Source organism: Pseudomonas sp. NPDC085632 (assembly GCF_044541255.1).
Lineage (GTDB): Bacteria > Pseudomonadota > Gammaproteobacteria > Pseudomonadales > Pseudomonadaceae > Aquipseudomonas.
Genome location: NZ_JBITSX010000043.1, coordinates 15,689 through 28,023, shown reverse-complemented (window position 1 = coordinate 28,023; position 12,335 = coordinate 15,689). Strand labels below are relative to the sequence as shown.

At 60.3% G+C, this 12,335-nt stretch carries 10 protein-coding genes; 9 read left to right on the top strand and 1 reads right to left on the bottom strand.

Annotated features, from left to right (window positions below; all coding sequences use genetic code 11):
* Positions 1 to 55 precede the first annotated feature (55 nt).
* The 8 genes from ACIF4X_RS22415 (at position 56) to trpE (ending at position 9,251) form a co-directional block, all read left to right on the top strand.
* Complete coding sequence (locus ACIF4X_RS22415; RefSeq protein WP_397483773.1) at positions 56 to 1,180, top strand: ABC transporter ATP-binding protein; 1,125 nt, start codon at positions 56 to 58, stop codon at positions 1,178 to 1,180.
* A gap of 48 nt (positions 1,181 to 1,228) precedes the next feature.
* A complete protein-coding gene (locus ACIF4X_RS22410; protein ID WP_397483772.1) occupies positions 1,229 to 2,272 on the top strand; it encodes an ABC transporter substrate-binding protein in 1,044 nt (347 codons plus the stop codon).
* A 196-nt stretch (positions 2,273 to 2,468) separates the two neighbouring features.
* Complete coding sequence (locus tag ACIF4X_RS22405; protein ID WP_077574758.1) at positions 2,469 to 3,716, top strand: ABC transporter permease; 1,248 nt, start codon at positions 2,469 to 2,471, stop codon at positions 3,714 to 3,716.
* Positions 3,717 to 3,728: 12 nt separating this feature from the next.
* Complete coding sequence (locus ACIF4X_RS22400; RefSeq protein ID WP_064119279.1) at positions 3,729 to 4,553, top strand: ABC transporter permease; 825 nt, start codon at positions 3,729 to 3,731, stop codon at positions 4,551 to 4,553.
* A gap of 393 nt (positions 4,554 to 4,946) precedes the next feature.
* The gene (locus tag ACIF4X_RS22395) at positions 4,947 to 6,095 is read left to right on the top strand and encodes an iron-containing alcohol dehydrogenase (RefSeq protein ID WP_397483771.1); all 1,149 of its coding nucleotides are present in this window, start codon (positions 4,947 to 4,949) and stop codon (positions 6,093 to 6,095) included.
* A 113-nt stretch (positions 6,096 to 6,208) separates the two neighbouring features.
* Positions 6,209 to 6,883 carry a ribulose-phosphate 3-epimerase gene (rpe, locus tag ACIF4X_RS22390; protein ID WP_007918813.1) on the top strand — a complete coding sequence of 225 codons (675 nt, stop codon included), beginning with the start codon at positions 6,209 to 6,211 and terminating at the stop codon, positions 6,881 to 6,883.
* Positions 6,880 to 7,698, top strand: coding sequence for a phosphoglycolate phosphatase (locus ACIF4X_RS22385; RefSeq protein WP_397483770.1), 819 nt, complete (start codon positions 6,880 to 6,882; stop codon positions 7,696 to 7,698). The genes rpe and ACIF4X_RS22385 overlap by 4 nt, the downstream gene beginning before the upstream one ends.
* A gap of 71 nt (positions 7,699 to 7,769) precedes the next feature.
* Positions 7,770 to 9,251: an anthranilate synthase component I gene (gene trpE, locus ACIF4X_RS22380; protein ID WP_397483769.1), complete on the top strand. Its 1,482-nt coding sequence runs from the start codon at positions 7,770 to 7,772 to the stop codon at positions 9,249 to 9,251.
* Positions 9,252 to 9,422: 171 nt separating this feature from the next.
* On the opposite strand, the gene estP is transcribed toward trpE, so the two are convergent.
* Entirely contained in the window at positions 9,423 to 11,330 is a 1,908-nt protein-coding gene (gene estP, locus ACIF4X_RS22375; protein ID WP_397483768.1) for an esterase EstP, read from the bottom strand.
* A gap of 407 nt (positions 11,331 to 11,737) precedes the next feature.
* Between estP and ACIF4X_RS22370 the strand changes: the two genes are divergently transcribed.
* Positions 11,738 to 12,331, top strand: a complete 594-nt coding sequence (locus ACIF4X_RS22370) for an aminodeoxychorismate/anthranilate synthase component II (RefSeq protein ID WP_397483767.1) — start codon at positions 11,738 to 11,740, stop codon at positions 12,329 to 12,331.
* Positions 12,332 to 12,335 lie beyond the last annotated feature (4 nt).

Here is a 12,335-nt window from a genome sequence, read left to right as displayed (position 1 = left end):
GTCAGCAGCCACTAGGCTTAATCCACAAGCAGTCATCAACAACAAAGGTGTGGGTATGAGCCAGGTCGATACAAACGCAGGGGCCAGCGATGTGCTGGTCAGCTTTCGTGGAGTGCAGAAGAGCTACGACGGCGAGAACCTGATCGTCAAAGACCTCAACCTGGACATTCGCAAAGGCGAATTTCTCACCCTGCTCGGGCCGTCCGGTTCCGGCAAGACCACCAGCCTGATGATGCTCGCCGGTTTCGAAACACCGACCGCTGGCGAAATCCTGCTGGCCGGGCGCTCGATCAATAACGTACCGCCGCACAAACGTGACATCGGCATGGTGTTCCAGAACTACGCGTTGTTCCCGCACATGACCGTGGCTGAGAACCTCGCGTTCCCGCTGACCGTCCGTGGTCTGAACAAAAGCGACGTCAGCGACCGCGTGAAAAAAGTCCTCAGCATGGTTCAGCTCGACGCGTTCGCCTCGCGCTACCCGGCGCAGTTGTCAGGCGGTCAGCAGCAACGTGTGGCGTTGGCCCGCGCGCTGGTGTTCGAACCCCAGCTGGTGCTGATGGACGAGCCCCTCGGCGCCCTCGACAAACAACTGCGTGAACACATGCAGATGGAGATCAAACACCTGCACCAGCGCCTCGGCGTGACCGTGGTCTACGTGACCCACGATCAGGGTGAAGCGCTGACCATGTCCGACCGCGTTGCGGTATTCCATCAAGGCGAAATCCAGCAGATCGCGCCGCCGCGCAGCCTCTACGAAGAACCGAAAAACACCTTCGTCGCCAACTTCATCGGTGAGAACAACCGCCTCAACGGCCGTCTGCTCAGCCAGAGCGGCGAGCGTTGCGTGGTCGAGTTGGGCCGTGGCGAAAAGGTCGAGGCGCTGGCGGTCAACGTCGGTCAGACCGGCGAACCGGTGACCCTGTCGATCCGTCCGGAGCGCGTCAGCCTCAACGGTTCGAGCGATCAATGCGTCAACCGCTTCTCAGGGAGGGTGGCGGAATTCATCTATCTGGGCGACCACGTCCGGGTGCGCCTGGAAGTCTGCGGCAAGACCGACTTCTTCGTGAAACAACCGATTGCCGAGCTCGATCCCGCGCTCGCCGTCGGTGACGTGGTTCCGCTTGGCTGGCAGGTCGAGCACGTTCGTGCGCTTGACCCGCTTTTAGAGGCGAACTGATCGCCCCGGCAATACCAACACCAACCCTGCACGTGGAGAGAACAATAAATGTTGAGATCCCTGAAGTTCACCGCCCTGACCCTGGGCCTGATGGGTGCGGCAAGCGCAATGGCCGCAGGCCCCGATTTGACCGTGGTGTCGTTTGGCGGGGCGAACAAGGCGGCGCAAGTCAAAGCCTTCTACGCACCGTGGGAAGCGGCGGGCAACGGCAAGATCATCGCTGGCGAATACAACGGCGAAATGGCCAAGGTCAAAGCCATGGTCGACACCAAGAGCGTGTCGTGGGATCTGGTCGAAGTTGAATCGCCAGAGCTGTCCCGTGGCTGCGACGAAGACATGTTCGAGCAACTCGACCCGGCACTGTTCGGCAAGACCGAAGACTACGTCAAAGGCGCGATTCAGCCGTGCGGCGTGGGCTTCTTCGTTTGGTCGACCGTACTGGCTTACAACGCCGACAAGCTGAAAACCGCACCGACCAGCTGGGCGGATTTCTGGGACACCCAGAAATTCCCGGGCAAGCGTGGCCTGCGCAAAGGCGCCAAGTACACCCTTGAATTTGCCTTGATGGCCGATGGCGTGGCGCCGAAAGACGTCTACAAGGAACTGGCCAGCAAGGGTGGTCAAGATCGGGCGTTCAAGAAACTTGATGAGCTGAAACCGAACATCCAGTGGTGGGAAGCCGGCGCACAACCGCCGCAATACCTCGCTTCCGGTGACGTGGTGATGAGCTCGGCCTACAACGGTCGCATCGCGGCGGTGCAGAAAGAATCCAACCTGAAAGTGGTGTGGAACGGCGGCATCTACGACTTCGACGCCTGGGCTATCCCGAAAGGTCTGGACGCCAAGCGCGCGGAAGCGGCGAAGAAATTCATCGCCTACTCCGTGCAGCCGCAGCAGCAGAAGACTTATTCGGAAAACATCGCCTACGGCCCGGCCAACACCCAGGCTGTGCCGCTGCTGGCCAAGGATGTCCTGAAAGACATGCCGACCACCCCGGAAAACATCGCCAACCAGGTGCAGATCGACGTCAGCTTCTGGGCTGACAACGGCGAGCAACTGGAGCAGCGCTTCAACTCCTGGGCTGCGAAGTAACCCGAGCATACGGGCCGACGCCTTTGCGGATGATCGTTCCCACGCTCTGCGTGGGAATGCCGCCCGGGACGCTCCGCGTCCCTGCGACGCAGAGCGTCACTGGATGCGTTACCACGCAGAGCGTGGGAACGATCAGTAGCTAAAGTTCGAGGTGGTTCACCACCTCTGTAACGATCAAAGATTTGCGGAGTACGTCATGGCCATCGCCGTTCCCCTGAACGAGGGCAACAGCCCCACCTTGAAGCAGAAGCTCAAGCGCGCCGAGCGGGTCAACCGCTGGAAGGCTCAAGCGCTGATCGCGCCGTTGGTGCTGTTTCTGTTGCTGGTGTTTCTGGTGCCGATCGTGGCGCTGCTCTACAAAAGCGTCGGCAACCCCGAAGTGGTCGGCGGCATGCCGCGCACCGTGGCGGCCATTGCCAGTTGGGACGGTCGCGGCCTGCCCGCTGAACCGGTCTATAAAGCTGCCGGCGAAGACCTCGCCGAAGCACGCAAAAACCAGACGCTGGGCGATCTGTCCAAGCGCTTGAACATGGAGTTGGCCGGCTATCGCAGCCTGCTGACCAAAACCGCCCGAGCGCTGCCCTTCGCCAGCGAACCGGCCTCTTATAAAGAAGCGCTGGAAGGTCTCGACGAACGTTGGGGCGACCCGGCCTACTGGCAAGCGGTCAAACGCAACACCAGCAGCATCACCCCTTACTATTTGCTGGCAGCGGTCGATCACCGCATCGACGACCTCGGCGAAATCGCCCCGGCCACCCCGGATCAGGCGATCTACCTCGACATCTTCGCCCGCACGTTCTGGATGGGCCTGGTGATCACCGTGATCTGCCTGCTGCTGGCTTACCCACTGGCCTACCTGCTGGCGAACCTGCCATCGCGGCAAAGCAACCTGCTGATGATTCTGGTGCTGCTGCCGTTCTGGACGTCGATTCTGGTGCGCGTCGCCGCGTGGATCGTGCTCCTGCAATCCGGCGGATTGATCAACAGTGGTCTGATGGCCATGGGCATCATCGATAAGCCGCTGGAACTGGTGTTCAACCGCACCGGCGTGTACATCTCGATGGTGCACATCCTGCTGCCGTTCATGATCCTGCCGATCTACAGCGTGATGAAGGGCATCTCGCCGACCTACATGCGTGCCGCCATTTCCCTCGGTTGCCACCCGTTCGCCAGTTTCTGGCGGGTGTACTTCCCGCAGACTTACGCCGGTGTCGGCGCCGGTTGCCTGTTGGTGTTCATCCTCGCCATCGGCTACTACATCACCCCGGCGCTGCTCGGCAGCCCGAACGATCAAATGGTCAGCTACTTCGTCGCCTTCTACACCAACACCAGCATCAACTGGGGCATGGCCACCGCACTGGGCGGGCTGTTGCTGCTGGCGACCGTGGTGCTTTATCTGATTTACAGCTGGCTGGTCGGCGCCAGTCGCCTGCGCCTGAGCTAAGGGGAATTCGAGATGCTGAGTCCTTATATGTCGCCCATCGAACGGGTGTGGTTCTACAGCCTGCGGATTCTCTGCGGCCTGATTCTGTTGTTCCTGATTCTGCCGGTGCTGGTGATCATTCCGCTGTCGTTCAACTCGGGGAGTTTTCTGGTGTATCCGCTGCAGGGCTTTTCGCTGCACTGGTATCAGGATTTCTTCGCCTCGGCGGAATGGATGCGCGCCCTGAAGAACAGCATCATCGTCGCCCCGGCGGCCACGGTGCTGGCGATGATCTTCGGTACGCTGGCGGCGATTGGTCTGACGCGCGGTGACTTCCCCGGCAAAGCGCTGGTGATGGCGCTGGTGATTTCGCCGATGGTGGTGCCAGTGGTGATCATCGGGGTGGCGAGTTATCTGTTTTTTGCGCCGTTGGGATTGGGCAACAGCTTCTTCTCATTGATCGTCGTGCATGCGGTGCTGGGTGTGCCGTTTGTGATCATCACGGTGTCGGCGACGTTGCAGGGGTTTAACCATAATCTGGTGCGTGCCGCCGCGAGTCTTGGTGCATCGCCGTTGACGGCGTTTCGTCGGGTGACCTTGCCGCTGATTGCGCCGGGGGTGATTTCCGGGGCGCTGTTTGCGTTTGCGACTTCGTTTGATGAGGTGGTGGTGACGTTGTTTCTTGCCGGGCCTGAACAGGCGACATTGCCTCGGCAGATGTTCAGCGGGATTCGTGAGAACCTCAGCCCGACGATTGCCGCTGCGGCGACCTTGCTGATCGCCTTCTCGGTCATCCTGCTGCTGACCCTGGAATGGCTACGCGGGCGCAGCGAAAAACTGCGGACTGCTCAGGTTTAAGGGCCAGATCAAGAGCTTACCCCCTCACCCCAGCCCTCTCCCCCAAGGGGGCGAGGGGGAAAGGGAGCAGATCTTCATGGTTTTCAAAGCCTGAGTTCGACTCGGTAATCCAGGTTGGTGTATTTCGAGAGTACACCTCGGTCAGTCTTTTTACCTTCGTGGGGGAAGGGAGCAGATCGTTGTGCTTTTCAAAACCTGAGTTCGACTCGGTATCTCAAGTCGGTGTACCTCTCACATTCACCTCGATCAGTCCCCTCTCCCTCCGGGAGAGGGCTAGGGTGAGGGGCTCTTGATTTTCTAACCGATCAACCATTCACCACCTGAATAGCAGACAACCCCAAATCCCCAGCTAATCTTGTGCCCAGCTCCCACATCTATAAGAGGCTGCGCACGATGAGTCTGTCCCAGTTCAAAATCGCTCACAAACTGATCACCGGCGCCGCGGCCATCGAGCAACTGGCCGCCGAACTTACCCGCCTGGACATCGACAACCCACTGATCGTCACTGACGCCGCCCTGGTCAAATCCGGCACGGTAGAGCTGGCGCTGGTGCAACTGGGTGGCCGCGACTACGAGATTTTCGACCGCGTACTGCCCGACCCGGAAATCGCCATCGTCGAAGATTGCATGCGCGTTTACCGCGACGGCGGTCATGACGGCTTGATTGGTCTCGGTGGTGGCAGTGCCATCGATATCGCCAAGAGTGTCGCTGCATACGCGGGATATCACGGTGCACTGGAAGACCTGTTCGGCGTCGACCAGGTGCCGCGCAAAGGCCCGCCGCTGATCGCCATCCCGACCACCGCCGGCACCGGTTCCGAGGTGACCAACGTGGCGATCCTCTCGGACAAAGTCGCGCAGCTGAAGAAAGGCATCGTCAGCGACTATTTATTGCCGGACGTCGCGCTGGTCAGCCCGCAGATGACCTTGACCTGCCCACGCAGCGTCACCGCCGCCAGTGGCGTCGACGCACTGGTGCACGCCATCGAATCCTATCTGTCGGTGAACGCCTCGCCGATCACCGACTCCCTGGCCATCGGCGCCATCAAGCTGATCGCCAAAGCCCTGCCCAAGGCCTACGCCAATGGCGCCAACCTGCAAGCCCGCGAAGACATGGCTACCGCCAGCCTGATGGCTGGCATGGCGTTCGGCAATGCCGGGGTCGGCGCGGTGCATGCGCTGGCGTATCCGCTGGGCGGTCGCTTCAACATTGCCCATGGCGTCAGCAATGCCTTGCTGCTGCCGTATGTCATGACCTGGAACAAGATGGCCTGCGTCGAACGCATGCAGGATATTGCCGAAGCCATGGGCATGAAGACCGCTCATCTGAGTGCCGCCGAAGCGGCGGACAAAGCCGTGCAGGCCATGACCGACTTGTGCGCGGCGGTGGAAATCCCTGCCGGGCTGCGTAGTTTCGGCGTACCGGAAGAGGCAATCCCGGCGATGGCGGTGGAGGCGGCGGGGATCGAGCGCCTGATGCGCAACAACCCGCGCAAACTCAGCGCCGTGGACATCGAGAAGATCTACCGCGCGGCGTATTGAGTCAGCGTCGGTCTCCGTCATGGCATAACCCAATCATCGCGGTCACGGTGCGCGCTTGGAAACTTGAGGTATACAATGCGCGCCATCGTGATTTAGCTCAGAAAAGGTGCGTCATGCAGCCCTTCGTAATTGCTCCGTCGATTCTCTCCGCCGACTTCGCCCGCCTCGGCGAGGAAGTGGACAATGTTCTGGCCGCTGGCGCCGACTTCGTCCACTTCGACGTCATGGACAACCACTACGTACCCAACCTGACCATCGGCCCGATGGTCTGCGCGGCGTTGCGCAAGTACGGCGTCACCGCGCCAATCGACGCGCACCTGATGGTCAGCCCGGTGGATCGCATCGTCGGCGACTTCATCGAAGCCGGCGCGACTTACATCACCTTCCACCCGGAAGCCACGTTGCACGTTGATCGCTCGCTGCAGCTGATCCGTGAAGGCGGCTGCAAATCCGGTCTGGTGTTCAACCCGGCGACCCCGCTGGACGTGCTCAAGTACGTGATCGACAAGGTCGACATGGTCTTGCTGATGAGCGTCAACCCAGGCTTCGGCGGGCAGAAATTCATTCCCGGCACCCTCGACAAACTGCGCGAAGCGCGGGCGATCATCGATGCCTCGGGCCGTGACATCCGTCTGGAAATCGACGGCGGCGTCAACGTCAACAACATCCGCGAAATCGCGGCCGCTGGCGCTGACACGTTTGTCGCCGGCTCGGCAATCTTCAATGCGCCGAACTATCAGGAAGTCATCGACAAGATGCGCTCCGAACTGGCGCTGGCTCGCCCATGAGCGGGTTTGAGCAGCTGTTCCCGGGAAAACTGCCACGGCTGGTGATGTTCGATCTGGATGGCACGCTGATCGACTCGGTTCCGGACCTGGCAGTCGCGGTGGACAACATGCTGCTCTCACTTGGCCGCCAACCGGCGGGCGTCGAAGCGGTGCGCGAGTGGGTGGGCAACGGCGCGCCGGTATTGGTGCGCCGCGCGTTGGCCGGTGGCATTGATCATTCGGCGGTAGATGACGTCGAGGCCGAGCATGCGCTGGAAGTGTTCATGCAAGCCTACGGTGCCAGCCATGCGCTGACCGTGGTTTACCCCGGCGTGCGCGATACTCTCAAGTGGCTGCAAAAGCAGGGCGTGGCCATGGCGCTGATCACCAACAAGCCGGAGCGCTTCGTCGCGCCGCTGCTGGATCAGATGAAGATCGGCCGCTACTTCAAGTGGATCATCGGCGGCGATACCTTGCCGCAGAAGAAGCCTGATCCGGCGGCGCTGTTCTTCGTGATGAAAATGGCCAACATCCCGGCCTCGCAATCGTTGTTCGTCGGCGACTCGCGCAGCGACGTGCTGGCGGCGAAAGCGGCGGGGGTCAAATGCGTGGCGCTGAGTTACGGTTACAACCATGGCCGACCGATTGCCGAAGAATCGCCGGCGCTGGTGATCGACGATCTGCGCAAGCTAATTCCCGGTTGCCTAGGTTCCGCCGCTGAGATAACGTTGCCCGACGCTGCTCAATCCCATTCTGGAAACGCCATCGTGGTGGTCACTCGCAAACTCTGGATGAAAGTCATCAAGGCCCTGGCCCGCTGGCGTTGGCGCGCCTGACTTGTTCCTGGCCGGCCTGCCGGCGCGTTTGCATACCTGACTGATTTGCCCCTCACACCACGAGGCACCTTATGATCCGCGAAGAATTCCTGCGCTTGGCCGCTGACGGCTACAACCGCATTCCGTTGGCCTGCGAAACCCTGGCCGACTTCGACACGCCGTTGTCGATCTACCTGAAACTGGCCGATCAGCCCAACTCCTACCTGCTCGAATCGGTGCAGGGCGGCGAGAAGTGGGGCCGTTACTCGATCATCGGTCTGCCGTGCCGCACAGTCATGCGCGTTCACGACCATCACGTGAGCATCACCGTCGATGGCGTAGAGACTGAGAGCCACGACGTCGAAGACCCACTGGCCTTCGTCGAAACCTTCAAAGCGCGCTACAACGTGCCGACCATTGCCGGTCTGCCGCGATTCAACGGTGGTCTGGTCGGTTACTTCGGTTACGACTGCGTGCGTTATGTCGAGAAGCGTCTGGGCAAGTGCCCGAACCCGGATCCACTGGGCGTGCCGGACATTCTGCTGATGGTGTCTGACGCTGTTGTGGTGTTCGATAACCTTGCCGGCAAGATGCACGCGATCGTGTTGGCCGACCCTTCCGAGGCCGATGCCTTTGAACAAGGTCAGGCACGTTTGCAGGAACTGCTGGAGCAACTGCGCCAGCCGATCACCCCGCGCCGTGGCCTGGACTTCAGCAAGCAGCAAGCGGCTGATCCGGTGTTTCGTTCGAGTTTCACTCAGGACGATTACGAAAAAGCCGTCGATACCATCAAGGAGTACATCCTTGCCGGTGACTGCATGCAGGTCGTGCCGTCGCAGCGCATGTCGATCGACTTCAAGGCTGCACCCATCGATCTGTATCGCGCGCTGCGTTGCTTCAACCCGACGCCGTACATGTACTTCTTCAACTTCGGCGACTTCCACGTCGTTGGCAGTTCGCCGGAAGTGCTGGTGCGCGTTGAAGACAACCTGATCACCGTGCGCCCGATTGCCGGCACGCGCCCACGTGGCGCGACCGAAGAAGCGGACGTGGCGCTGGAAGAAGACCTGCTGTCGGACGACAAGGAGATTGCCGAGCACTTGATGCTGATCGATCTGGGCCGCAACGACACCGGTCGCGTCTCGGAAATCGGTTCGGTGAAACTCACCGAGAAAATGGTCATCGAGCGTTATTCCAATGTGATGCACATCGTGTCCAACGTCACCGGCCAGTTGAAAGCCGGGCTGACGGCAATGGACGCGCTGCGAGCGATTCTGCCGGCGGGTACCTTGTCGGGCGCACCGAAGATTCGCGCGATGGAAATCATCGACGAGCTGGAACCGGTCAAGCGTGGTGTATATGGCGGTGCGGTCGGTTACTTCGCCTGGAACGGCAACATGGACACCGCGATTGCGATTCGTACGGCGGTGATCAAGAACGGCGAACTGCACGTGCAGGCCGGTGGCGGCATCGTTGCCGACTCGGTGCCTGCGCTGGAATGGGAAGAAACCCTGAACAAACGCCGTGCGATGTTCCGCGCCGTGGCCCTGGCCGAGCAAACCCCGGAAAGCTGAGCCAACGCAAACCCCCTGTAGGAGTGAGCCTGCTCGCGATAGCGGATTAACATTCAACAGATTCGTTGACTGAAGCACCGCAATCGCGAGCAGGCTCACTCCTACATTTGATTTGTGTTCAGCCATAAAAAAGCGGCGCCTGTGAGGGCGCCGCTTTTTTTTGCCTGCGGTTTAGAAGTCCAACACAACCCCGACGTTAACGCCTTGCTGGGTAAAATCATCATCCTTGCGCAACGAATACCCGCCGCGCAGCGCCAGATCAGCCGTCAGTTTGTGGCTGACGCCCAGACTCAAGCGATTCAAATGACTCTGTGGCGTATAGCCTTCAAGTTTGAAGTCATTCGCCGGCAAGGTATTGAGCGCGATGTTGACCTTCTGCACGTCATCCTCGTACTCCCGCTCGTGAGCGTACTCACCAAACACTTGAGTCTGCGCAGTGATGTTGTACTTGCCTTGCAAGCCCAGCCCGAGGCGTTTCGAGTCGCGGGTCTGATCATCGAAGGTCAGCGCTGTGGCGCGATTGCTCTTCTCTGAGTAGCCGTCGACATCAACGCTGGCATAGTCGGCACTGACGAATGGAGACAGGTGCCACTCGCTGCCCGGCTGGGCGATGTCGTAACCGACGCGGGCGCTGAACGCCCAGAGGCTGCCGTCGGTGTCGCCTTTTTCCGCGCCTTCGCTCACGCCCAGATCAAACTTGCGCTTGAGGTTGTCGTAGTCGAGTTTGCCGCCGGTCAACGCCGCGTCAGCCCACCAGCGATTCTGCTGGAACTGGGCAAACGCCGTGGCCATGTAACTGTTGAGTTTGTAGTCCGAATCGTTATGTCCGGCCTCCAGGTTCTGCCGGTAGAAACCGCCCGCCACACCGACGCGCCACGCTTCATTCAAACGATAGCTGCCGCCGACGTTGAGGTTGTAACCGCTGCCATCGGCGCTGACGCCACTGCTTTGGCTGTCGACATCCAGATGTTGGCCGCCCGCCGAAACAATGGCGCGCCATTGGCCGACCGCTTGCCAGTTTTCCCAGTCCGCCTGCCATTGGTTGCGCAGTTCATCTTGGTGCGCGCGCAGCGTGGCGTGGGCCATTTCCGGCAGCAGCGTCAATTCCCACGGTGCAGCGAGCAGGGAATAGGCGTAGTCGGAGATCAGCTTTTGCCCGGCCTCGGTCGGGTGCACGCCGTCGTTGTAGATCAGCTTGCTCGGATCTGGCGTTGCACTGTTGATCCCGTAACGGGCGTTCTCGGTGCAGCTACTGCCACTGAAGCAGGTCGCGGTCAGGTTCTGATCGGTTGCGAGGCCAAAACGCCCCGGGTCGGCAAACACTTCCGACAGCAGCACCGGAATGTTCAGCGGAATGATTTCGGCATTGATGCCTTGCAGGCGTGTGACCAACTGGCTGTTGAACTGCGTGGCGAGTTGACTGCTGAAGGCTTGCAGCGGCGTACCGTTGATGGCCGGCGTCAGGCCGACGTCAGGCAACAGCCAGACCATCACGTATTTGGCGCCGGCGGTTTGCAGGGTCTGCACACTGTCGGCCAGTCGATCGGCGGCGGCGTTGGCTTGCGGCAGGCTGAGAATACGACCTTGCAGGAAGTCGTTACCGCCGCCGGAGATGTAATACAGTGCATTCGGGTCGGCGCGGAAGCCGTTCGAGGGCAGGTAACCGGCACGCGTGCGTTCACCGGTCGCGGATTGCGTGGTGATCGAGTCGAGGATCTGGTCGGTGCGATAACCGCCGACCGCCCAGTTGTTGCCGTCCGGCAAACCTTCGTTGGCGCGCACCGCCGAGCTGGACGATGCGGTCTGATCCGCTGTGAAGCCAAGGCGCCCGCCGAGCAACTGCGTGGAGTTCAGCGAGCGCAGCTCACCGCTGCCATCCAGATATACCGGCCCCGTCCGGTTGGTGTAACGCTGAGTGGCGCCGGCCGGGCCACCCGTGTCGGCAAAGGTCCCGGCATCGTTCAGGCTGTCGCCGAAAACAATGAAACTCGAATAGGGATTGGGTGCAGCATTGGCCTGAGCACAAGCCAGTGCGAGCAGACAGCCAGCCAGCGGTACAAACAACGTCTGTTTGATCATGAGCAAGTCCGTTTATTTATTGTTGTAGGTGAACGAAACGACAGTACCAAAAACTCCCGGCGTTTTGCCATCGGTCGCGAATCCTCCCCTGGATTTATTCCCCAAAGCCCCGGCCATATTGCACGCCCCGCCCAGCTAAGTTACTGTGCCGGAACGTATGAACGAGACCTTCCCCGTGTTGATCACCAGCAAACTTCTGGATCAAGTCATCAAGGCACACGCCCGCTGGCGTTGGCGCGCCTGAATCTTTTCTGCCGGCCCCGCCGGATCTGTATCGCTTTGCCTTCCTTGCCGTTTGAAATGCCGCTGTGCCGACGCGTCTACCTGCGTCCGACATCGTGCAGCGCCCTGCGGGCAAGTCATCTGAAGGCTGTTTTCAAATCAGAATTCAAGAGGTTCGAAACGCCATGTTGCTGATGATCGACAACTACGACTCCTTTACTTACAACGTTGTGCAGTACCTCGGCGAGCTGGGTGCCGAAGTCAAAGTCGTGCGCAACGACGAACTGAACATCGCCGAAATCGAAGCGCTCAAACCTGAGCGCATCGTGGTTTCCCCAGGCCCGTGCACGCCGACCGAAGCCGGCATCTCCATTGAAGCCATCAAGCACTTCGCCGGCAAACTGCCGATCCTCGGCGTCTGCCTCGGCCACCAGTCGATCGGTCAGGCCTTTGGCGGCGACGTAGTGCGTGCGCGTCAGGTCATGCACGGTAAGACTAGTCCGGTATTTCACGAGGACAAGGGCGTTTTCCAAGGTCTGAATCATCCGCTGACCGTTACCCGCTACCACTCGCTGATCGTCAAGCACGATACGTTGCCTGATTGCCTCGAGCTGACCGCGTGGACACAACACGACGACGGTTCGGTCGACGAAATCATGGGCCTGCGTCACAAGACCCTGAACATTGAGGGCGTACAGTTCCATCCCGAGTCGATCCTGACTGAGCAGGGCCATGAACTGTTTGCCAACTTCCTCAAACAAACCGGCGGCACGCGCTAAGGAC

Coding starts and splice junctions, on each gene's coding strand:
- trpE (WP_397483769.1), top strand. CDS start 7,770: ATGATCCGCGAAGAATTCCTGCGCTTGGCCGCTGACGGCTACAACCGC.
- ACIF4X_RS22385 (WP_397483770.1), top strand. CDS start 6,880: ATGAGCGGGTTTGAGCAGCTGTTCCCGGGAAAACTGCCACGGCTGGTG.
- ACIF4X_RS22395 (WP_397483771.1), top strand. CDS start 4,947: ATGAGTCTGTCCCAGTTCAAAATCGCTCACAAACTGATCACCGGCGCC.
- ACIF4X_RS22370 (WP_397483767.1), top strand. CDS start 11,738: ATGTTGCTGATGATCGACAACTACGACTCCTTTACTTACAACGTTGTG.
- ACIF4X_RS22400 (WP_064119279.1), top strand. CDS start 3,729: ATGCTGAGTCCTTATATGTCGCCCATCGAACGGGTGTGGTTCTACAGC.
- estP (WP_397483768.1), bottom strand. CDS start 11,330: ATGATCAAACAGACGTTGTTTGTACCGCTGGCTGGCTGTCTGCTCGCA.
- ACIF4X_RS22405 (WP_077574758.1), top strand. CDS start 2,469: ATGGCCATCGCCGTTCCCCTGAACGAGGGCAACAGCCCCACCTTGAAG.
- rpe (WP_007918813.1), top strand. CDS start 6,209: ATGCAGCCCTTCGTAATTGCTCCGTCGATTCTCTCCGCCGACTTCGCC.
- ACIF4X_RS22415 (WP_397483773.1), top strand. CDS start 56: ATGAGCCAGGTCGATACAAACGCAGGGGCCAGCGATGTGCTGGTCAGC.
- ACIF4X_RS22410 (WP_397483772.1), top strand. CDS start 1,229: ATGTTGAGATCCCTGAAGTTCACCGCCCTGACCCTGGGCCTGATGGGT.